The sequence below is a fragment of the Flavobacterium aquidurense genome, assembly GCF_002217195.1.
Lineage (GTDB): Bacteria > Bacteroidota > Bacteroidia > Flavobacteriales > Flavobacteriaceae > Flavobacterium > Flavobacterium frigidimaris.
Genome location: NZ_MUGR01000057.1, coordinates 19875 through 41250, shown reverse-complemented (window position 1 = coordinate 41250; position 21376 = coordinate 19875). Strand labels below are relative to the sequence as shown.

Below are 21376 nucleotides of genomic sequence, written 5' to 3'. Positions count from 1 at the left end.
GTACTCTTTCGTTATAGTTCGGTTTTTTAAATTGAAATCAGAATAAAATTGATTTTAGATTCTTCTTCATTTAAAAATTAGCCTAAATTTAGAAATTGGTTTCTAAAATTATTGATTTGATTTTAAATTTAGAAAAGGTATTAGTTTATAAAATGAATATGATAAATAAAAAAGTTTTTGTTGCAGGAATGGCTGCAACCATGCTGTTTAGTGCATGTAAAACCAAAGATTTAAAAATGAATACAGCGAAAGAAGAAGTTGCTACTAATAAGAAAATTGTAGTGTATCAGGTTTTTACCAGATTGTTTGGGAATAAAGCTACAACCAATAAACCCTGGGGAACAATTGAAGAAAACGGTGTTGGAAAATTTAATGATTTTACGGATCAGGCACTTCACGAAATTAAAGATTTAGGAGTTACTTATATATGGTATACCGGAGTTCCTCATCATGCTTTGGTTGGGGATTATAAAGCTTACGGAATTTCTGATGATGATCCTGAAGTGGTCAAAGGCCGTGCTGGATCGCCCTATGCTGTAAAAGATTATTATAATGTAAATCCGGATTTGGCGGTAAATCCTGCGAACCGATTACAAGAATTTGAAGATTTGATTGTCCGTACGCACAAAGCGGGTTTAAAACTGATTATTGATATTGTTCCCAATCATATTGCCCGAAAATATGAAGGAAAAAACAATCCTGAAGGTGTTAAGGATTTTGGTGCCAATGACGATGTAAATGTTGAATACAAACGAGACAATAACTTTTATTATATCCCAAATAACCATTTTGAAATTCCTGACAATGATATTCCGTTAAATGGAGAAAAAAATCCGCTGGTTGATGGGATTTTTGATGAAAATCCTGCAAAATGGACAGGAAATGGTTCCCGAAAAGTAAAACCGGATCAAAATGACTGGTACGAAACAGTGAAAGTAAATTACGGAATTCGTCCTGACGGTTCTAAAGATTTTCCTGAGCTTCCTGTCGGGTTTGATCAAAAATCATATCCGGAACATTTTGCTTTTTGGCAGGATAAAGATGTGCCTGATTCCTGGAAGAAATTCAGATCAATCGCTTTGTATTGGATTGGTAAAGGTGTTGATGGTTTTCGTTATGATATGGCAGAAATGGTTCCGTATGAGTTTTGGAGTTATATGAATTCGGCTATCAAAATGAAAAATCCAAATGCTTTTTTATTGGCAGAAGTGTATAATCCGAATGAATACCGAAATTATATTCGTTTAGGAAAAATGGATTATTTATATGATAAGGTTGAAACGTATGATAAGCTGAAAGATATTATTCGCGGAAAATCTTCTCCGGACGGATTGTCGGATATTAAAAAAGGAATGTCGGATATTGAACATAATATGCTGCATTTTCTGGACAATCATGACGAACAACGTTTGGCTAGTGCTGAATTTGCCGGAACCCCGGAACGAGGAAAACCTTTGATGGTGGTTTCTACAACTATAAGCACATCGCCAACAATGGTTTATTTTGGACAGGAAGTAGGAGAGGCCGGAAATGAAGATGCCGGATTCGGAAAGCCTACAAGAACTTCTATTTTTGATTATATTGGTGTTCCTAATCATCAGCGCTGGATGAATGACGGAAAATTTGATGGAGGACAACTTTCTGATTCAGAGAAAAATCTTCGTGACTTTTATAAACGATTGCTAAATTTCTCTATTAATAGTCCTGCTTTAATGGGAAGTTTTCAGGAAATTCAAACTGCAAATCGTCAAGATAATGCCGGATATGATGAATTGCTTTATTCTTATGTACGCTGGTCAGCCAATCAAAAATTGGTTGTTGTGGCAAATTTTTCATCAGAAAAAACAAGCGAGTTTGATTTGAAAATCCCTGCTGATATTATCTCAAAATGGAATCTAAAAGATGGGGAATATGTCCTGACAGATCAATTGTATCAAAAGAATGCAGTTCGATTAAAAGTAAATAATGGAGAAGGAAGGGCAGGAGTTACAATTGCGCCATCTGAATCTTTTATTTATGAATTGAAATAGTTTTGATCAAAAAATATAAAAAGAACTTGTTTAGTAATAAATTATACTAAACAAGTTTTTTTATTATAATTTGTGTTTAGATGTTTTCCAGAAGTAAAAGAATTTCTTTAATTGAAAATTTGGCCCCACAAACAAATTCATCAGAAGCGCCATAATAAACGGTAAGTGTATCCCTGTCATTTTCTACAATATGGCCATTTGTAAAGACTACGTTGCCAAAAAAGCCACTTAATTCATAATTTGTAGCAGGAACCATAATTGGTTTTTTGGTTCTTGAAATCACTTTACTTGGATCTTCAAGATCCATTAAAAAAGCACCCAAACAATACTGGTGGCTTTCATTAGCTCCATGATAGATTTCCAGCCAGCCTTTTTCAGTTTTTATAGGTGCAGCTCCGGCTCCAACCCTTTTGCTGTCCCAATGGTCTTTTCTTGTTTTAAGAATACAATGGTGATTGCCCCAGTGAATGCCATCCGGAGACGAAGCTATCCAAATATAATTTCCTCCAATGTCTACACTACTTGGTCGATGCAATGCGTAAAATAAGCCATTTATTTTTTCTTCAAAAATGGCGCAATCTTTATTGTGTGGAGGTAATATCATGCCGTGTTTTTCAAAATTTTTCCAATCCTTAGTGGTGCGCAGGCCAACACCGACACCATTATCTGAAACAGAGGTGAAAGTTAGGTAATAACGTCCCTGTATAAGAGAAACACGACAATCCTCGATTCCGAAAGTTTCTAATGCGCCTTCGCCGGTTAAAATGGGATAATTTTCAGGTTCGTAAAACTCACGTCCGTTTTCGCTGCACAACAACCGAATGTGTGATAATGTGGTCAAATAATCAGTTCCTTTGTAATTGATTACGCGAGCGTCTGTTGCTATTAATTCCGGATCGTCTTTGGGAATCTCAATGATTTCAATCGTCCCTGTTTCTGTTAATATCGGAAAAGAAATTGTATCTTCTTTTTGTTTAGGTCTTTCGGCGACACGTACTGCCAGCCAGATTTTATTTTCAAATTGAAATACTCCCGGATTCAGAAGACAGGTAATTTCTAATCCTTCTCTGCTCGACGGGATGTCGGAAGGAGATATTAAGGGGTTTTCTATAAAACGAGTTGCTATATCTTTCATGTTTTTTGCATAAGTTTTGGATATAAAAAAAGCTGATACTCAATTGCATCAGCTTTTTATGTTTTATACTCTTTTAACTTTTTTCAAAGCCTCTATGTAATTTTCGTTTACTTTTTCCCAGTTTATGTGTTCGTAAAAAGCATCGATATAACTTCCTTTTCTATTTTGGTAATCCAGGTAATAAGCATGTTCCCATAAGTCGATTCCTAAAATTGGTGTTCCCGGAATCAGGGCATTTTTCATTAGCGGATTGTCTTGGTTTTCTGTAGTAGTCACTTGCAGTTTTCCTGCTTTATCGACTACCAGCCAAACCCAGCCAGAACCAAATTGTTTTATAGATTGACCTTTGAACTGATTGGTTAAATTAGCCAGAGAGCCAAATTCTTTATTAATAGAGCCTGCCAAAGTATCTTTGGGAGTTTGCTCTTTAGGTGTCAGGATATTAAAATACAACGTGTGATTGTAATAGCCACCTGCATTTTGGCGAAGTTTAGCATTGTTAAGATCCATTTTTTTCAGGATGTCTTCAATTGGTAAATTCTCAAACTCTGTATTTAGAATTGCTTTATTAAGATTATTCGTGTACGTTAAATAATGTTTGGAATAATGTGTTTCTAAAGTAAGGGTTCGTATTGCGGGAGCCAGAGCATCGTATGAAAATGGCAATTTTGTCAACTCAAAAGAACCGGGATCTGCTTTTATATCATTTGGTGATCCTATCGTTATTTTCTCCTCTTTACTTGGTAGTGGAACTTCTACAACTTCGGTCAGCTTGTCTTTATCATTACAAGAAAATAAGAGGAATAATGAAGTTAAAATGCTGAAATGAACAATGTTTTTCTTCATAATAATAGTTATTTTAATGTTAGTGAATTAATGATTTCAATATAACTTTCTTTAGCTTCATCGATCGATATATGACTAATCTGCATCCATGCGTTTGTTTTGAAAGCATCTCTTAAATCAAAATTTTCAGATTGATTATAGACTGCAGTTCCAAAAGTTGCCTGTTTGTAATAGGCATAAAGTCGCAGCTGCACATCTTGTGGCAGTGAGGCCTGAGTCATTTTGAGAGCGATTTCTACAGCCTCTGAAAAACGTGTATCTAAATCTTTTTCGGTCATTAAGCTTTTGTAGCAATAATAGTTTTTCCACCAATTGCTTTTTGGTTTAATACTACATTAATTGGAGTACCTAAAGGTAGAAATAAATCTACTCTTGAACCAAATTTTATAAAACCTGCATCTGTACCTTGTACGACTTGCATGCCTTCCTGAGCATAATTTACAATTCTTCTCGCTAAAGCGCCTGCAATTTGTCTGTAAAGTATTTGTCCGAAAGTTTCATTTTCAATTACAACTGTTGTTCTTTCATTTTCTTCACTCGCTTTAGGATGCCATGCAACCAAAAATTTTCCCGGGTGATATTTACTGAACTTTATGATCCCGTCCATTGCGTAACGTGTTACGTGTACGTTGATTGGTGACATAAAAATAGAAACCTGTAAACGTTTGTCTTTAAAAAATTCACCTTCGTAAACTTCTTCAATAACTACAACTTTACCATCTACCGGAGCAAGAATCTGATCGCTGTTTCTAATCGCAATTCTTTTAGGGTTTCTGAAAAATTGTAAAATGATGATCAAAATTAGCACGCCTGCAATTTGTACAAGCATTCTTAGCCAGATAATATCAATGAATTTCTCAGCAATTAAAAGTACAGCTACTGCAAATGCAGTACCTAATAAAATGGATGGGCCTCCCTCTTTATGAAACATAATATAAAATTTGATAAAATAAAAATATAATTGGTGCTACAAATATAACACTATCTAGTCGATCTAATACACCTCCGTGACCTGGCATTATGGTACCGCTGTCTTTTACGCCGGCGACTCTCTTAAACTTTGATTCGATCAAATCTCCGATAGTTCCAAAAACGCTTACAATTAAAGCGATTATTGTCCATATTAAGATCGATTTGCTGCTGAAATCCGGATTGGGCTGAATGTATAACTTCGAAATTAAGAAGCCTGCAAAAGCAGCAAAAACAACTCCGCCAAAAAATCCCTCTATGGTTTTTTTAGGAGAAATGCGTTCAAATAATTTATGTTTTCCAATTGATTTTCCAACTAAGTAAGCAAAAGTGTCATTGGTCCAGATTAAAACAAATAGTCCAATGATGATTTTTGCATTGTAATCTTTTACTCCAAACGAAATCTTGGTAATAAAAAGAAAAGGTAACATAATATATCCAATTAAATAAATGTATTTGGATGCTTTGCTTATGGTTTGTGTATCATCAAATAAAAAAACAATACATTTTACAGATACAATAAGGGTAATAATAAGTAATACAGTAAATAACCGATCTGTATCAATGGTAAATACTATATTCTCTTTTAAAAGCTTATTGATGTAATTTTCGGTTTCATTTCTGTAAAAACTAATTAAAGAAACAGTCGAATAAAAAAGAGAAACAAACAAAATCGAAAAGAATTTGTTGATGCCTACTAAGTTGCAGAACTCGTAAGTGGCAATGACAAGGAAGATACCAAAAAGAATAATAAAGCTTTCTGTAGAAAACAAAATCGAAGTTAGTAATAAAGCGATATAAACAGCACCAGAAATGGTTCTCTTGAGTGTTTCATTCATCTTAAAGGTCTTCTAAGAGCAATAAATATAAATTCTTGGCAACACTTCCGTATTGTGTAAAATCTTCTTCTTTTGCTTTTTCGAAATATTTTATGGTGGTGATGTTAGTAGGGTAATCCCTTTCGTATTTTCTCTTGATGGCGCTTAAACCATCGCTTTTTATTAATTGCAGTTGACTTGTTGTCGCAATAATGACAATGTTTGCCGGTAATTCGTTTGGTTTGTCTTGTCTGATTTGTTTTGATGAAAATAAGATTGATCCCTCTTCAGCAATTAAATTCTCACAGGTAGCCAATAAAAATTTAGGATTTTTAGGAGAAGTATAAATTAATTTATTTTCAGCTAGTAAATGAAAAAGCCCGGGCTCATAACATAATACTTCGCTTTCGAACCAATCATTTTCTTCCAGGATATTTTCAAACTGTTCAGCAACCTCTTGTTTGTTTTCACAGTACAAAAATTTACCTCCATTTTTTTTGAAATTAAAAATGAATCTTTCGTCGATAGATAAATGACTGTCAGGAGCATGGTTTCCTCCGTACTCGCTTTCATTTTCTTCATCTGAAGCAGAATCGCTTGATCCAAATATTTTTTTGAAAAAATTCATTTTATATGAAATACTTTACATGTTAATTGAAAACGTTCAAAGATAAAAAAATCTTAATTCAAAAGGCTATTTTGAATTAAGATTTTAAAAAATATTACATATTTACTGAATATTTACGAAACCACTTCTTCTAAATTTTTATCAAAAGTACGTTTTCCGAAAATAGTCTCTAAGTCATCTTTAAAAATAACTTCTTTTTCAATCAATATGTCAGCTAGTTGATTTAGCTTGTCTTTGTTTTCTTCCAGAATTTGAATGGCTCTTTGGTATTGACCTTCAATTAATTCTGAGATTTCTTTATCAATAACTTTTGCAGTTTCGTCAGAATATGGTTTAGAGAAATTGTATTCACTCTGACCAGTTGAGTCATAATAAGTAACATTTCCTATTTTATCATTCAAACCATAAATCGTTACCATGGCACGAGCCTGACGTGTAACTTTTTCTAAATCGCTTAATGCACCGGTTGAAATTCTGTCAAAAGTTACCTTTTCAGCAGCTCTTCCGCCCATAGTAGCACACATTTCGTCGAGCATTTGGTCTGTTCTCACGATTTGTCTTTCTTCAGGAAGGTACCATGCAGCTCCTAAACTCTGTCCGCGAGGAACAATAGTTACTTTAATAAGCGGTGCAGCATGCTCTAACATCCAGCTTACAGTTGCGTGACCGGCTTCGTGAATAGCGATTGCTCTTTTCTCGTCCGGAGTAATGATTTTGTTTTTCTTTTCAAGACCGCCAATGATTCTGTCAACAGCATCTAAGAAATCTTGTTTGTCAACTGCTGTTTTGTTGTAACGTGCAGCAATTAAGGCAGCTTCGTTACAAACATTAGCGATGTCAGCACCAGAGAATCCCGGAGTTTGTTTTGCTAAGAAGTCAAGATCAAGACCTTCTACTTTTTTGATAGGAGCTAAGTGAACTTTAAAGATTTCAGCTCTTTCGCGAATGTCCGGTAGGTCAACAAAAATTTGTCTGTCAAAACGCCCGGCACGCATTAAAGCCTTGTCAAGAACGTCAGCTCTGTTGGTTGCAGCAAGGACAATTACGTTAGAGTTTGTACCAAAACCATCCATTTCTGTTAGTAATTGGTTCAGTGTGTTTTCTCTTTCGTCATTTCCGCCTGACATATTGCTTTTTCCTCTTGCTCTACCTACAGCGTCAATCTCGTCAATGAAGATAATGGCAGGGGATTTTTCTTTTGCTTGTTTGAATAAGTCACGAACACGTGAAGCACCAACTCCTACGAACATTTCTACGAAATCAGAACCTGATAACGAGAAGAAAGGTACCTGAGCTTCTCCTGCAACTGCTTTTGCAAGTAATGTTTTACCAGTTCCCGGAGGACCTACAAGTAAAGCTCCTTTAGGAATTTTACCACCAAGATTCGTGTATTTTTCTGGATTCTTAAGGAATTCTACAATTTCTTGTATTTCTTCTTTAGCACCTTCTAAACCGGCAACATCCTTAAATGTGGTTTTGATATCTGTTTTTTCATCAAATAACTTAGCTTTTGACTTTCCAATGTTAAAAATTTGTCCGCCACCGCCACCTGCGCCACCTGACATTTTACGCATAATGAAAATCCAAACACCAATAATGATGATGATAGGAAGTAAACTGATTAAAATATCGCTCCAGTTGTTTTTCTGTAAAAAATTAAAATCTTTCAGTTTGCCTTCGCCAACTGCTTTTTCTAATTTAGTTTGAAAAATCTGGTCGTTACCAATTTCTAATGTATAGTGAGGACCTTTGTTGGGTCTTTCAAAAATATCATTAGCTACTTTTTTATTTGCCGGATCTTTTAGAGCGGCAGCGTTTAAGTATACTTCAGCTTCAGCTTTATTGTAAACGATTACTTTTTCAATTTGACCTTTTTCTAATAAAACATTGAATTTAGAAGAAGTTAATTGAGCAGGTTCGCTTAAGTTTGATCCTCCGGTTGCAAAACTTATAAATAAAAAAACTAGAAGTATTGCGGTATATATTAACCAAGGACTTATTTTAAATTTACTCGGATTTGGATTATTATCTTTAGCCATTAGAGAAAGTTTCTTTTAGTATTTGTTTTCGATTGTAGTTATTTTGGCGTCACCCCAAAGGCTTTCGATATTATAATATTCACGAATGTGTTTCTGGAAAACGTGTACAACTATGTGCACATAATCCATAAGAACCCACTCAGCATTATCGGTTCCTTCTACGTGCCACGGTTTATCTTTTAAGTCTTTAGATACTGTTTTTTGAATTGAGCCTACGATGGCGTTAACTTGGGTATTTGAATTTCCGTTGCAAATAACAAAATAGTCACAAACTGCCGTGTCTATATCTCTTAAGTCAAGAATACTGATGTCATTTCCTTTTACTTCTTCAATCCCTTTGATTATGTTCGCCAATAGAACATCATTATTAATAGTCTTTTTCGCCATGAATTATTTTATATGATTTTGTAAAGTTACCAAAATTTGTGATTATTTTTGAACCTTAACAAAATATTAAATTAAGTTAATTAAATTCTTTTGATGAAACTAATCAAACTCGATGCCATAGATTCTACAAATGATTTCCTGAAATCATTAGCAAGCCAGGATGAACCTGATAATTTTACCGTAGTAACTGCTGAAAATCAGACAAAAGGCAAAGGGCAGATGGGGTCTAAATGGCAGTCTGAGTCAGGTAAAAACTTAGTTATGAGTGTTTTGGTAAAGGATTTTCTGTATGATAATGAACAGGTTTTTAACTTAAGTGTTATTGTTTCGTTAGCCGTAATTAATGCTTTAAAATCATTGAATATTCCTAAATTAAGTATAAAATGGCCTAACGACATTATGTCATATAATAAAAAGGTTGGTGGCATACTTATCGAAAATACCCTAAAAAGCGATGGCAGGATCGTGTCAGTTGTTGGAATTGGACTCAATGTAAATCAGACAAATTTTGAGCATTTACCAAATGCATCTTCATTGGCCGTGATTTGTGAGACTCATTTTGACAAAAATGCACTACCCTTTTTGATAGTCGAAAAAATAAAAGAGAATATTGAATCCTGGGAGGATAATACTTCTGATTTCTGGAAAGAATATTTTAATTCGTTATTTAGAAAAGGAGTTCCAATGCCATTTAAAAACCTGAAAAACGAGAACTTTATGGGGATTATTCAGGGTGTTTCTTCTGTAGGGAAAATTCAGATTTTATTAGAAGATGATTCGGTTTCAGAATTTGATATCAAGGAGGTTCAGATGCTTTATTAGAGGTTCAGAGATGCAAAGCAGCAAAGGTTCAAAGATTTTGCGTAAAGTTGCTGTCGCAACGCTTTATTTTTTAATTTAAAAATTTCGCAGCTTTGTAAGCAATAAATTGGCCTAATCTGATTCAATGTGCAAGAAATAAGTTCACTACAAGTAAAAAAGCCCGATCGTGAGATCAGGCTTTGATTATATAGTTCAACAATTAACAATTAATAATTAACAATTGATAATTAAAATTACAGCTTCGTCATATTAGTAGCCAAAGTTTCAATGAATTTGCTAATTGGCCCTTTGATCATCATCGCCATCATAGGATTAAATTCGCCTTCGAATTGTAGTTGAACAGCACTTTCTGAAGCTGAAACACTTTCGATATTCGAAACTAAAGTAAAAGGAAGTTTATCACTTGCAGCCCCCAAAACAATTTTGTTTGGCGCTGTTTTTTCTTTCATTTTAAGTTTTATTTCCGGCATGCCTTTTAATCCAAAGATAAAAGCGTCTTCACCAATTACTTCGAATTTAGCGATGTTTTCCGGCATTAGTTTTTCAAAATTCTTAACATCAGTCAATAAATCAAATAAATCTTGAGCTGATTTCTGAACAGTAACTTTTGGACTTTCTAAGTTCATATTTTAATTTTTTACTAATTGTTTTTTTTAAGAATGGGCGGAAAAATAAATTCCAATACGATACTCATTTTTAATAATTTGAAATGCAATTTCAAATTATTAAAATCTAAAATCTAAAATCTAAAATCTAAAATCTAAAATCTAAAATCTAAAATCTAAAATCTAAAATCTAAAATCTAAAATCTATTCTTCTTCTTTCCCCCATGTAGATGGACTTTCGTTCCATTCCAGTAAAGTAGACTGTTGCTCTTCTGTAATGTATTGTTTCTGAACTGCTAAATCTAACAGGTTTTCGTAATTGCTTAACGTATACAAATCGATATTAGCCTTTTTAAAGTTCTCTTCGGCAACATTAAAACCATAAGTAAAGATCGCTGCCATCCCTTTTATGTTGGCACCTTCGTTACGTAAAGCTTCAACAGCCATCAAACTGCTGTTTCCTGTGCTGATTAAATCTTCTACAACAACAACATTTTGTCCTTTTTGTAAAAAACCTTCAACCTGGTTTTGTCTTCCGTGTTTTTTTGCTTCCGGACGCACATATACAAACGGTAATCCAAGGCTTTCAGCAACAAGAATTCCCACTCCAATGGCTCCAGTGGCAACACCGGCAATTACATCTGGTTTCCCAAATTGTTTTTCAATATTCTTCGCAAACTCATCACGAACGTAGTTTCGGATGCTCGGAAATGAAAGAATTAACCTATTATCACAGTAAATAGGAGATTTCCAACCTGAAGCCCATGTAAAAGGATTTTCGGGATTCAATTTAATTGCATTTATTTGCAAAAGCAATTCGGCTGTTTTTTCGGCAGTATCTTTATTAAAAATCATAGTACAAATGTATAAAGTTTTTGTGAACGACAAACCACTTTTTTTGACAAATGAAATCTCAAGAGAGACTGATTTTCAATTATTCTTGTTAGAGAGTATTGATATTGAGCAGCTTATAGTCAAAATGTTTCAAAATAAAATTCAAAAGGCGTATTTATATCATCCTGATGAAAAGGAAATTATGAAGACCCTTAAGGCTAAAATCCCTGTTAATAAAGCAGGTGGAGGTCTTGTGTACAATAAAAAAGGCGAGGTTTTATTTATTTTCAGAAATGGAAAATGGGACTTACCAAAGGGCGGAATCGAGAAAGGCGAGGAAATTGAGGCAACTGCCATGCGCGAAGTCGAAGAAGAAACCGGAGTAAACAAACTTCGAATTACTAATAAACTCGAAAAAACATACCACGTTTTTAAACGCAACGGAAAATACAAACTCAAAATCACACATTGGTTCGAAATGCAATCTGATTTTGAAGGAACGCCAAAAGGACAGCTTGAAGAAGGCATCGAAAAAGTAGCATGGCTAAATCCCGAGCAAATCAAAGAAGCGCTGAAAAACTCGTATGAGAATATTAAATTGTTATTTGAAGAAGAGAAACAGTTGAAATAACGTTATCAAATCTCAATACCAATATCAAATCTTAAATTTAAAACGATTAAGGGATTGTCATCCTGACATCAATCAAAGAAATACATTTAATGTTCGTTTAGATTGCGAATTACATTAAGTAATGTTATATTGCAGGAAAATACTGCAATACTAAAATCGGGTGCTTAAAATTTACTGGTTTTTAGGAGTTGTAGTTGCAAGACGTAACGTGATTTTATCTAATCAGAAAGACAGGCAATCCAATTAAATGGTTTTTAAATCCTTAAAAAAAAATATAGAAATAGAAGACAGCACGTTTAATATGTTGTATTCTACACGCATCAGAAGACTGGCAGAGCGACATTGGACTCCGGTTGCCATTGCCAGGATTGCGGCAGATTATCTGGTTGATAAACCCAATAAAAAGGTTTTGGACATTGGTGCAGGCGTTGGGAAATTCTGTTTAGTGGGCGCAGCTTCTACAAAAGGCCTTTTTTATGGAGTTGAACAAAGAGCATCTCTTATAAAACTATCCAAAAAAATAGCCGAAAAGCATCATGTCGAGAATGTCGAATTTATTCATTCTAATATCACCGATATTTCTTTTGCTGATTACGATGCATTTTATTTCTACAATTCTTTTTTCGAAAATATAGATACTTCCTGTCCAATCGATAAAATTATAGTGCCCAAAAACGAACTGTTCCTTTCTTATTCTAACTATGTCAGGGACCAACTTGCCAAAGCGCCTAAATATACCAGACTTGTAACTTACTGGAGTACATGGGAAGAAATTCCCGAAAGTTTTGATTTAGAATATTCTGCCTGCGACGGAGTATTAAACTTTTGGAGAAAAATGTCGTGATTTATTTCCGTCAAATTAGCGTTTCTTAAAATTTTAAGTTGGGCGTGCCACCATCCCGATAAGAGGGCAAATTTGGTTTACGTTTATACGCCCTCTTATCGGGATGCTGTCGGGCTATACGCTCCGCTGCGGCGGATTGCTTCTATCCCTCACGCGAGCAATGGGTTCTAAAAGGGCTTTCTGTTTTTTTAGTTGTTTTTAAGTCAGGCAGGAAAGCTTAAGCATTACTACCATTTAATTTTATCAAAAGATTATCTTCATTAAAAACAGCGTTAATTACATTCTCATTCTTTTCTGCTTTAATTTCGTTTCCGTTCGATGTCAGTTTATAGCCTTTCTGTGTTAGATAATTTGTAAAAGCATTTTTATGATTTTGAATTTCAAATGTTGAAATTAGTTCTGGAAAAACAGTTAAAATTCGAGAGAATTCTTCACTTTCAACTTTGTCTATTACATCAGATTTAATGGTAAGAACCATTGTTCCGTGTCCGTAATTTCCAAGATAATAACCACTTCCGTTGAACATTTCGACAGCAATCATTCCTATTAAATGTAAATCATTTTCTACGGCGTCAAATTTTCCAACAGTCAATAAATCAATATTATTTTGTTCTCCATATTGCTTTAGTAAAAGAGCTTGTTTCATTACAGATTCGGTATAACCAGCCGCTTTATTTTCCCAGATCCAAAGCCATGTTTCTGAAGAATGAGAAAACGAACCCAAAGCCTGCATCGGGAAAGTACGATTTTCTCCAAATGTTATTTCTTCTTTGTCCATGTCAACATTCCAGGAAAGATCGCCAGTTACATCATAAAGATTTCTTTGTTTTTCTAAAGCAGCAGCTCCAAATTTCTCTAAAAAATCATTTTCAGATGTAAAATGCTTGCTAATGTTGGGTTGAATGACAGTTGAAGTTGACTCCTTATTCTCTTCTTTCTTTTTAAAAAGTTTATTGAATAATCCCATTTCTTTATGGTTTTTAGTTAGTTTGTGTCTTGCCCTGAAATAAGTTTACAAATCGATTTGATAAATTCTGGATTCTTCTTCCCAAGGATGATATCCTTGCCCGATATAGCTAAAACCAGATTTTTCATAAAATCCTGTATGGTCCGTACAAAGGTATAAGTTTTTGAATCCCGCTTTTTTAGAGTCTTCTTTGGCTTTTTCGATAAGTAACTTACTGTAGTTATTTCCACGCTGTTTCTCGTCTATAAAAATGGCGCAAATCCAGGGATATAGATCCATCCGGCTAATAAAATCATTTGTAATAAGTCCGGCACAGCCAATAATTTCTTCGTTATGTTCTAAGAGATACCATTGTGGCAAAGAGTCTTTGGCATTTATACTATGCGTAATGCAGTCTTCATAAATAACGGGTGCTATTTCAGACCAGCTATTCTGAAAGTATTGAATCGTTTTATCTAGATATTCCGGGTTTTCTCTTACGGAGATTATTCTCATTTCTTCTATTTATTGTTGCTAAACGTTTAATTATTTTAGCGTTCCTTACTTACTATTTTCATCTTTTATGCCTTTGAGCAGCGCATAAATGGCCATCGAATGTCCTTGGCCTAAATCGAAATCATTTTTAAGCCAACTTACAATATCTCCTGCTTTTACCTCAGGTTTGAGTTTTCCATCTAATGTAAATCCCTTTTGTTCCGCCAGCATTCTAAACTCAGCCGGACCATTTCCTGTTTTCTCTTTAATAGTTTTTAAATATCCTTGAAATGACATAAAATAGGGGTTAGTGGGTTAGTTTTTTGGAGTACTAAAATACAAATTAAAATATAATTGGTTTTCAGGTTTTTATTTATTTGGTCCAACTTTGTCAAAGTTTTAAACTTTGACAAAGTTTAATGCAACAGATTGCAAATCCGCGCTATTGGGTTTTGCAATCATAAGTATTCGAAACTTTTAAAAATAGGCTGAAAGCCCTAAAAAGCAATAGCGTGGTGCAGCGCACTACGAATTTATCAAAAGAGGAAATTGCCCTGAAAGGGCAACAGAAAATAGAGAATAAAGTTATAAAGAAAAAGGCGTTTTTTAAGAGAACATCATGTAAAATAAGGTAAACATTTTTTTTGAAATTATGCTTCCGCCCTTACAGGGCTTAAAAATATAATCGTTTTTTATTCATAGTGCTTCGCACCATGCTATTGCTATGGCTCTTTCAGAGCAACAGGTTTTGAACACTTAATAATTACAAATCTGCGTAATCGGCTTCATGCTGGGTTTTACATAATTTTTCATTTTTAACTATTTCATGTCTCAAAAATCGTACTTTTGTTTAGATAACAAATCATTTAGATTGTATCGTACATAACAATATATGTTTTTTACATATTGGTTGTTGTGAACCTTAATATTATCTTTGAATTATGAGCACACTAACAAAATCAAACCATATAGGGCGAAAAATTAGCCGAATTCGTGAACTTAGAGACATGAAGCAAGAAGCTTTGGCACAAGCTTTAGGAACAAATCAACAAGCTATATCTACTCTTGAAAACAGCGAAACTATCAGCGATGAAAAACTTGTTGAAGTAGCAAAAGCTCTGGGAGTAAGTGTTGAAGCGCTTAAAAATTTTTCAGACGAAGCTGCAATTAATTATTTTAATAATTTTTATGATAATAGTGGAAGTAATGGCGCATTTTCGCATGGACCATTGTTCACTTTTAATCCTTTAGAAAAGTTAATTGAAGCTTACGAAGAAAATAAAAAATTGTACGAACGTTTAGTTCAGGCTGAAAAAGACAAAGTTGAGTTTTTAGAAAAAATATTAAAGGATAAATAATCTTTTATTCTTTCTATAATATACGAAAGCCTAATAAATTTATATTTATTAGGCTTTTATATTTTGGAGATTCCGATTACTATAATTTGCATAATCATAGTAATCGGGGCATTAGGGTTTTATTTAATATTTTCTTCTCCTATGAATTGAGTCTGACTTGAGTTAGTAAAGAAAAACTTTTCAAAAGTTTGTTTTGCATTATTCATTACGGGATTTAAAATTGTATAGTTTGCTTTATATTTTGAAGATAAAACAACTTCTGGATTTTTCTTATATTTATCATATTGTTCTTTCCAATTTTCAACATATACTTTTTCTTTTATAAACTTATTTCTGTTTTCTTTATCGTCATAATTCAAATAAGATTTTCCAGCTTTAGCTCTTAATAATATTAATTCTTGGTATGAATTGATAAGGGTGTCTAATTGACTTATTACGTATTCAAAACTAATTGCTTCTTTTTCTTTATCTGTAGTTTTATAATATTCAACAAGTTTGTTTTGGAAAAAAGCCATACTATCTTTTGCTTTTATGTCGTTTAGTTTATCTAATGATTTAATATTAAAATCCAAATCATCAATATTGAAATTAATACTTCTTGCTTTTGCTTTTTGATAATCATACAGCATTTTTTCTTCTTTACTTTTTCCACAAGAAGCTATTAATAAGATTCCTAATAATAACGTAATTTTCGTCATTTGATGGTAATATTTAATCATAATTTTATCGTTTTAGTTTTCAAATTTAAAGACATATTATAGGTTGATTTTATGGAAAACCATAAAGTGTTATAAATTAATGTAGAGTAAATTTTAAAATTTTGATAAAGATCCCCACGTAAAAATTTGCAATCTCTGCGTTTTTCAGCACAATCAAAAAAAAAACTGAGCGAACTACGCGGTTAAAAAACTTTACGGTTTTAAAAAATAAACTATAAAACCCGATAGACAGGATATTGCAAATGCGCCTTTTCATAATGCAAGGAATTTTTATAAATCCAGTTCAATTGCGCTTCAGCATTTTTAGCAAATTCGCGGTCGTTTTGTTTTTTGGTTTCTAATTCGGCTTTTAGTTGTGGATTCTCTTTTAGTAGTTTCGAAGCCGTATCTTCAAAAATATATTCTGAGTAATGTTCTTTTTGCTGTAAAATAGGATCGAAGAAATTCCAGTTAAAGAAAGAATCAGTGCCTTCTGGTTCAAAAGCTTCGACTAAATATTTGACACCTTTTTGCTTTGTTGGAACCAGGTAATCACCTTTGGCGAAAGCCATTTTTACAGTTTTAGAAGTTAAGGTTGTATTGTAGTGCAAATAATGTCCTTCATAAGCATTAGGAACCGTTTTAAAATCGGCAATTCTATAGCTTTCTACTTCGATAATCGTATCGTTTTTAAGTTGAGAATACGAGATATTGTTATTCTTCAAGAGATCAATAATGTTCCAATATCCACGCGGGATAATATAGGCAGACGGAATCACAATGTCTTTAACCGATTTGAATTCTTTGATGTACGGAACGTCTTTTTTGTACGGTTTGCTTCGGTCATAATACAAACGATTTCCCGTCGTGGCTTCGCTTTTTTTGTAACCAGCTTCATAACCTAAAAACGAAAATGTCGTGGCTTTGGTGCTGTCTAATTCCCATTTTAGCGTATATGGTTTTCGAGGCTCATATTGTTCTAAGTTCTTAACCCGTAGCCCTTTGATTTTTTGGTAATTCGCGTCGGTAAAATCCAAAGTAGATTTTGTGTATTCGTAGGTCATTTTGACACGTTCAGCATATTTTTTCAGCATGTGTGTTTCAACTACAAAACCTATCGTATTAAACAACGAAGTATAACCCGTTGTATATCTCGGACTGTCTACAAATTGACCAAAACCTTTGTCGGGAGTATCTTTAAATGAATCTACATAAGGCGTTGTTTCGATTTTCTTATTTTGTAAATCCTTTACCAGAGCCGGCATCATTTCATTATTCATAAAATCACCTAAAACAGTTCCTAACTTATTGTGCTGAGTCATAATATAAGTCAGTTTGTATTGGTAATCAGAACCGTTACTGACATGATTGTCGATAAAAACATCAGGATTTATTTTCTGAAAGATTTCGACAAAACTCTTGGTGTTTCGAGTGTCCGATTTCATTAAATCACGATTCAGATCATAGTTTCTCGCATTTCCCCTAAAACCATAAACTTCCGGACCATCCTGATTGGCTCTTGTGGTAGAATTTCTGTTTAAAGCGCCGCCAATATTATAAACCGGAATAGTAACCAAAACTGTATTTATCGGCGCTTTTATTTTACCAATGGCTAAATCTCTGTAGAACTGCATTGTGGCGTCGATGCCGTCAGGTTCTCCGGCGTGGATTCCGTTATTGATAAAAAGTACTGCTTTGTTTTTCTGGATTTTCTCGAAATCAAATTCTTTTTCAGGATTGTAAACCACCATGTGCAAAGATTCTCCGGAATCCGTCAGCCCCATTTCTTGTATTTGAATTGTTGGGAAATCATTCGCTAAAAGTTTAAAATAACGTATCGTTTCTTCATAAGAAGCGGATTGATTTCCATTTCCTTTTTCGAAAAAAGTATCGTATTTTTTATTGTTTTGAGCGAAAATGGTAAACGATACAAGCGAAATGATAATGGTTAAGAATTTCATGGTTTTGGTTTTAAAGCAAGAATCAAATATAGAAAATTTTATTTGCTTCGCCTGTTCGGCTTTCAGTCTCGGGTCAGGTTTTCTTTGTTGATGTTTCAGTTTAATGCTGTGTGTTTTTAAATTTAATTGTGAAGCGCACAAATTTTTTTTACACTAAAGGTGTTGATAAACGCAAAGCTTGCAAAGCTGTGTACATAAAAACTTAGCTACCTTTGCGTAAATATTTGCGCACCAGAAGTAAAATCAGCACAAGTTTATTCGGATTTCAACCTGAAACCTGAAACAACCAAAACCTGAAACATTTTATAGATACTTAGCAAGCTCGATTATTCCTTCTTCGAGTTGTTTCTCGGTAAGTGAAGCATAACCCAATCTGAATCCTGAAATGGGTTTACCAAAACTAAATTTCTCCGGCGTTATAATTTTTATGCCTTTTAGTAATAATTTGTCTGCAATTTCTAAGATGTTTATGTTTGGGTTTGGCACGATCCAAAAAGCCAGGCCTCCTTCAGGTTTTATAAAGGTGACTTTGTTTTTGAGATGTTTGTTGCAAATCATTTCAAAATAATCTCTTTTTGCTTTGTAAATAAGCGTGGTTCTTTTGAGGTGTCTTTTTATTTCGCCTTCATTGATAAGCTGCAGAACAGCTTCTTCCATGATATTATCGCCCTGAACGTCAATCATTTTTCGATGTTTGCCTACTTTTAGAATATTTTCGGCATTACTTACCAAATAACCAATTCGTAAAGCCGGCGCAACGATTTTGCTTAGTGTCCCGATATAAATGACATTTTTTGCATTGCTGTAACTCGAAATAGGTAAAATGGGACGCTGTCCAAAGTGGAATTCGTTGTCGTAATCATCTTCGATAATCGTAAAGTTGTATTGGTTCGATAATTCGACCAGTTTCAATCTCCTTTTCAGACTTAAAGTTACAGTTGTTGGATACTGATGGTGAGGCGTTACATAAATTGCCTTTATGTTTTGGTGGTTCTTCAAATGTTCCTCGACTTCTTCGATGAGCAAGCCCTCTTTATCAATATTTACTGGCAGCAATTGAGCTCCCGCATTTTCGAAGGTTTCCCAGGCAGGTTTATAACCGGGATTTTCGACCATCACATAATCACCTTGCGCCAATAAACAGTTTGCTGTTAGGTACATCGCCATTTGACTTCCGCGGGTAATGCATATCTCGTCCGGCGTAATGTTCATTCCTCTCTTGAAATTAAGCATCTGAACAATGGCTTTCCTGAATTCCAGATTTCCAAATTCAGTACTGTATCCCATAATTTGCCAACGTGATTTTCTGTTAAAAATCTGCCTGTACGCCCTTGCCAATTCGTTCATTGGCGCGATTCGGCTATCGGGAATCCCATCATCAAAAACGATAAGAGGTTGTATTTCTTCCTTTATCAAATCGGTTTTTTGTTGCTGATTGGTGTTTTCTGTAGATAAGGGGAGAATATCAGCGACAAAAGTTCCTTTTCTTTCTATTGTGATTAGCCATCCTTCGGCAATAAGAATGTCTAAGGCTTCGATTACGGTATTTCGGTTTACTTTTAACAGTCCTGCAAGCTGTCTGCTTCCGGGCAGGGCATTTCCGCTATTGAGAATTCCTGTTTTTATGGCTTCAATAATAGCATCGGCGATCTGCAGATATATTGCTTTATCTGTGTTCGTATTGAGTTGAATTTCTAATTTCCAAGGTCTTAACATCTGGACTATCTGTTTATGTTGAAACTGTATCAGTTGAATAGTCCAAAGTTAGGATAATTTTGAAAAGCAATAATGCAAAAAAAATAATAAGTATAAAATTATGGAAACTAAAAAACAATTTTCGTCAAAAGACTTTCATGAAACTTTTGCCAGACCCACTTTTGTGATGCTCGAAAAATTAATTCACAAAAATGTAGAACAAGCCGGAGTACACGATCAGTTTTCTACAGAACGTAAACACCCTGTATTCTTTGTTGATCTTCCGAGTAAAAATGTAAGCATGACAATTGGCGGTTTATTGCCGGATCAATTGACCAATAAACACCGTCATACTTATGAAACGGTTATTTATGTGGTGGAAGGGCATGGATATACAGAAGTAGAAGATGTAAAAGTGGAGTGGAAGGCCGGTGACGCGGTTTATATCCCGAGCTGGGCATGGCACAGACATCAGAATTTAAGCAGTGACAAACCAGCTAAATACATTGCCTGCGAAAATGCACCACAGCTTCAGAATTTAGGTGTTGCTTTGAGAGAAGAAGAGGGAAGAGATCTTTAATAAAAATAAAAGTAAATGAAAAATAATCCGTTTAGTGGCATTATTGCCTATCCGATTACTCCGTTTGACCAAGACGAAAAAGTAGATGTTATATTGTACAAAAAACTGTTAGAACGATTAATTGTTTCAGGTGCTCATGCTGTTGCTCCGTTAGGAAGCACAGGTGTCATGCCTTATCTGACAGATGAAGAAAAAGAAGACATTACAGTAGCAACCATTGAACAGGTAAAAGGCAGAGTGCCTGTTTTGGTTGGGGTTTCAAATTTAACGACTGAAAGAACCGTTTATCATGCGAAATTTGCTGAGAAAGCCGGAGCAAATGCCGTGATGATTATTCCCATGAGTTACTGGAAACTTACAGATGATGAAATTGTACAACATTATGATGCTGTTGCAAAGCAAATTTCGATTCCGATAATGGCGTACAATAATCCTGCAACCGGCGGGGTCGATATGTCACCTGTTTTACTCAAACGACTTTTGGAAATTCCGAATGTCACGATGATTAAAGAAAGTACGGGAGATGTTCAGAGAATGCATTATTTGAGAAGGGAACTGGGAGAAGAGGTAGCTTTTTTTAACGGTTCAAATCCTTTGGCCCTGGCTGCATTTGCTGCAGGTGCGGCCGGATGGTGTACTGCCGCGCCCAATTTGATCCCGAAACTGAATTTGGAGTTGTATAATGCCATTCAGAAAAATGATTTACAGGAAGCTCAGAAAGCATTTTATAAGCAATTGAATCTTTTAAAGTTCATTGTAAATAAAGGTTTACCAAGAGCTATCAAAGCAGGTTTAGAGATTCAGGGGTTAGAAGGAGGTTTCCTGAGAAGTCCCTTAAAACCATTAACAGCAAGCGAAGTGGCTGAGCTCACATTGATTTTAAAGGATTTAGAATAAGTTCCTTAACTGCAAAGTTCGCAAAGTTTTGTGCTCAATCAGCTTTGCGAGCTTTGCAATTTTAAAAAAATCCTAGTGATTAAAAAATCATTGAGCGCTTTGTGGTAAAATTTTAAGCAGTTTTATTTTCAGCTCAAACCTGAAACAAGTAAAACTTG

Annotated in this window: 23 protein-coding genes; 7 read left to right on the top strand and 16 right to left on the bottom strand. The window is 34.4% G+C overall.

Translation table 11 applies throughout. From position 1 onward, the window contains the following. Positions 1 to 158 precede the first annotated feature (158 nt). Positions 159 to 2030, top strand: a complete 1872-nt coding sequence (locus tag B0A67_RS23030) for an alpha-amylase family protein (protein ID WP_072964716.1) — start codon at positions 159 to 161, stop codon at positions 2028 to 2030. A 76-nt stretch (positions 2031 to 2106) separates the two neighbouring features. On the opposite strand, the gene B0A67_RS23025 is transcribed toward B0A67_RS23030, so the two are convergent. The 8 genes from B0A67_RS23025 to rsfS all read right to left on the bottom strand — a co-directional run bounded on the left by B0A67_RS23025 (position 2107) and on the right by rsfS (position 8852). Further along, positions 2107 to 3165 carry a glycoside hydrolase family 130 protein gene (locus B0A67_RS23025; RefSeq protein ID WP_072964682.1) on the bottom strand — a complete coding sequence of 353 codons (1059 nt, stop codon included), beginning with the start codon at positions 3163 to 3165 and terminating at the stop codon, positions 2107 to 2109. A 63-nt stretch (positions 3166 to 3228) separates the two neighbouring features. Beyond that, positions 3229 to 4011 (bottom strand): superoxide dismutase, encoded by a 783-nt coding sequence (locus B0A67_RS23020; RefSeq protein ID WP_072964681.1) that lies wholly within the window; start codon positions 4009 to 4011, stop codon positions 3229 to 3231. An 8-nt stretch (positions 4012 to 4019) separates the two neighbouring features. Further along, positions 4020 to 4289, bottom strand: a complete 270-nt coding sequence (locus B0A67_RS23015) for an acyl-CoA-binding protein (protein WP_072964680.1) — start codon at positions 4287 to 4289, stop codon at positions 4020 to 4022. Next, the gene (locus B0A67_RS23010) at positions 4289 to 4942 is read right to left on the bottom strand and encodes a phosphatidylserine decarboxylase family protein (protein ID WP_072964679.1); all 654 of its coding nucleotides are present in this window, start codon (positions 4940 to 4942) and stop codon (positions 4289 to 4291) included. Before B0A67_RS23010 ends, B0A67_RS23015 begins: the two co-directional genes overlap by 1 nt. Beyond that, positions 4932 to 5819, bottom strand: coding sequence for a phosphatidate cytidylyltransferase (locus tag B0A67_RS23005; RefSeq protein WP_072964678.1), 888 nt, complete (start codon positions 5817 to 5819; stop codon positions 4932 to 4934). The genes B0A67_RS23010 and B0A67_RS23005 overlap by 11 nt, the downstream gene beginning before the upstream one ends. 1 nt (position 5820) lies before the next feature. Further along, on the bottom strand, positions 5821 to 6426 hold the full coding sequence (locus B0A67_RS23000) for a lactate utilization protein B/C (protein WP_072964677.1): 606 nt from the start codon (positions 6424 to 6426) through the stop codon (positions 5821 to 5823). A 113-nt stretch (positions 6427 to 6539) separates the two neighbouring features. Continuing rightward, a complete protein-coding gene (gene ftsH / locus B0A67_RS22995; RefSeq protein ID WP_072964676.1) occupies positions 6540 to 8465 on the bottom strand; it encodes an ATP-dependent zinc metalloprotease FtsH in 1926 nt (641 codons plus the stop codon). Positions 8466 to 8480: 15 nt separating this feature from the next. Beyond that, positions 8481 to 8852: a ribosome silencing factor gene (gene rsfS / locus B0A67_RS22990; RefSeq protein WP_072964675.1), complete on the bottom strand. Its 372-nt coding sequence runs from the start codon at positions 8850 to 8852 to the stop codon at positions 8481 to 8483. Between the two features lie 93 nt (positions 8853 to 8945). On the opposite strand from rsfS, the gene B0A67_RS22985 reads away from it, so the two are divergent. Next, positions 8946 to 9674 carry a biotin--[acetyl-CoA-carboxylase] ligase gene (locus tag B0A67_RS22985; RefSeq protein ID WP_072964674.1) on the top strand — a complete coding sequence of 243 codons (729 nt, stop codon included), beginning with the start codon at positions 8946 to 8948 and terminating at the stop codon, positions 9672 to 9674. A gap of 233 nt (positions 9675 to 9907) precedes the next feature. Here B0A67_RS22985 and B0A67_RS22980 read toward each other — a convergent pair whose 3' ends face one another. Beyond that, positions 9908 to 10300 carry an SRPBCC family protein gene (locus B0A67_RS22980; RefSeq protein WP_072964673.1) on the bottom strand — a complete coding sequence of 131 codons (393 nt, stop codon included), beginning with the start codon at positions 10298 to 10300 and terminating at the stop codon, positions 9908 to 9910. Positions 10301 to 10483: 183 nt separating this feature from the next. Beyond that, entirely contained in the window at positions 10484 to 11134 is a 651-nt protein-coding gene (gene pyrE / locus B0A67_RS22975; RefSeq protein ID WP_072964672.1) for an orotate phosphoribosyltransferase, read from the bottom strand. 7 nt (positions 11135 to 11141) lie between these two features. On the opposite strand from pyrE, the gene B0A67_RS22970 reads away from it, so the two are divergent. Together B0A67_RS22970 and B0A67_RS22965 are read left to right on the top strand one after the other, a co-directional pair. Further along, positions 11142 to 11744, top strand: coding sequence for an NUDIX hydrolase (locus B0A67_RS22970; RefSeq protein ID WP_072964671.1), 603 nt, complete (start codon positions 11142 to 11144; stop codon positions 11742 to 11744). Between the two features lie 247 nt (positions 11745 to 11991). Then, the gene (locus B0A67_RS22965; protein ID WP_072964670.1) at positions 11992 to 12588 is read left to right on the top strand and encodes a class I SAM-dependent methyltransferase; all 597 of its coding nucleotides are present in this window, start codon (positions 11992 to 11994) and stop codon (positions 12586 to 12588) included. A 217-nt stretch (positions 12589 to 12805) separates the two neighbouring features. On the opposite strand, the gene B0A67_RS22960 is transcribed toward B0A67_RS22965, so the two are convergent. The 3 genes from B0A67_RS22960 to B0A67_RS22950 are packed head-to-tail and all read right to left on the bottom strand — an operon-like array spanning position 12806 to position 14326. Continuing rightward, positions 12806 to 13555 (bottom strand): DUF6882 domain-containing protein, encoded by a 750-nt coding sequence (locus B0A67_RS22960; RefSeq protein WP_072964669.1) that lies wholly within the window; start codon positions 13553 to 13555, stop codon positions 12806 to 12808. 45 nt (positions 13556 to 13600) lie between these two features. Next, positions 13601 to 14050, bottom strand: a complete 450-nt coding sequence (locus B0A67_RS22955) for a GNAT family N-acetyltransferase (protein ID WP_072964668.1) — start codon at positions 14048 to 14050, stop codon at positions 13601 to 13603. A gap of 45 nt (positions 14051 to 14095) precedes the next feature. Then, complete coding sequence (locus B0A67_RS22950; protein ID WP_072964667.1) at positions 14096 to 14326, bottom strand: DUF4287 domain-containing protein; 231 nt, start codon at positions 14324 to 14326, stop codon at positions 14096 to 14098. Between the two features lie 644 nt (positions 14327 to 14970). Here B0A67_RS22950 and B0A67_RS22945 point away from each other — a divergent pair. After that, complete coding sequence (locus B0A67_RS22945) at positions 14971 to 15387, top strand: helix-turn-helix domain-containing protein (protein WP_072964666.1); 417 nt, start codon at positions 14971 to 14973, stop codon at positions 15385 to 15387. Positions 15388 to 15506: 119 nt separating this feature from the next. Here B0A67_RS22945 and B0A67_RS22940 read toward each other — a convergent pair whose 3' ends face one another. From B0A67_RS22940 to pdxR, 3 genes are all read right to left on the bottom strand, one after another. Then, on the bottom strand, positions 15507 to 16106 hold the full coding sequence (locus B0A67_RS22940; protein WP_072964665.1) for a hypothetical protein: 600 nt from the start codon (positions 16104 to 16106) through the stop codon (positions 15507 to 15509). 212 nt (positions 16107 to 16318) lie between these two features. After that, the gene (locus B0A67_RS22935) at positions 16319 to 18046 is read right to left on the bottom strand and encodes a M14 family metallopeptidase (protein WP_072964715.1); all 1728 of its coding nucleotides are present in this window, start codon (positions 18044 to 18046) and stop codon (positions 16319 to 16321) included. Between the two features lie 303 nt (positions 18047 to 18349). Next, positions 18350 to 19762, bottom strand: coding sequence for a MocR-like pyridoxine biosynthesis transcription factor PdxR (gene pdxR / locus B0A67_RS22930; protein ID WP_072964664.1), 1413 nt, complete (start codon positions 19760 to 19762; stop codon positions 18350 to 18352). A gap of 100 nt (positions 19763 to 19862) precedes the next feature. On the opposite strand from pdxR, the gene B0A67_RS22925 reads away from it, so the two are divergent. Continuing rightward, a complete protein-coding gene (locus B0A67_RS22925) occupies positions 19863 to 20321 on the top strand; it encodes a cupin domain-containing protein (protein WP_072964663.1) in 459 nt (152 codons plus the stop codon). Positions 20322 to 20336: 15 nt separating this feature from the next. Further along, positions 20337 to 21218, top strand: coding sequence for a dihydrodipicolinate synthase family protein (locus B0A67_RS22920; RefSeq protein ID WP_072964662.1), 882 nt, complete (start codon positions 20337 to 20339; stop codon positions 21216 to 21218). The last annotated feature ends 158 nt before the right edge of the window (positions 21219 to 21376 follow it).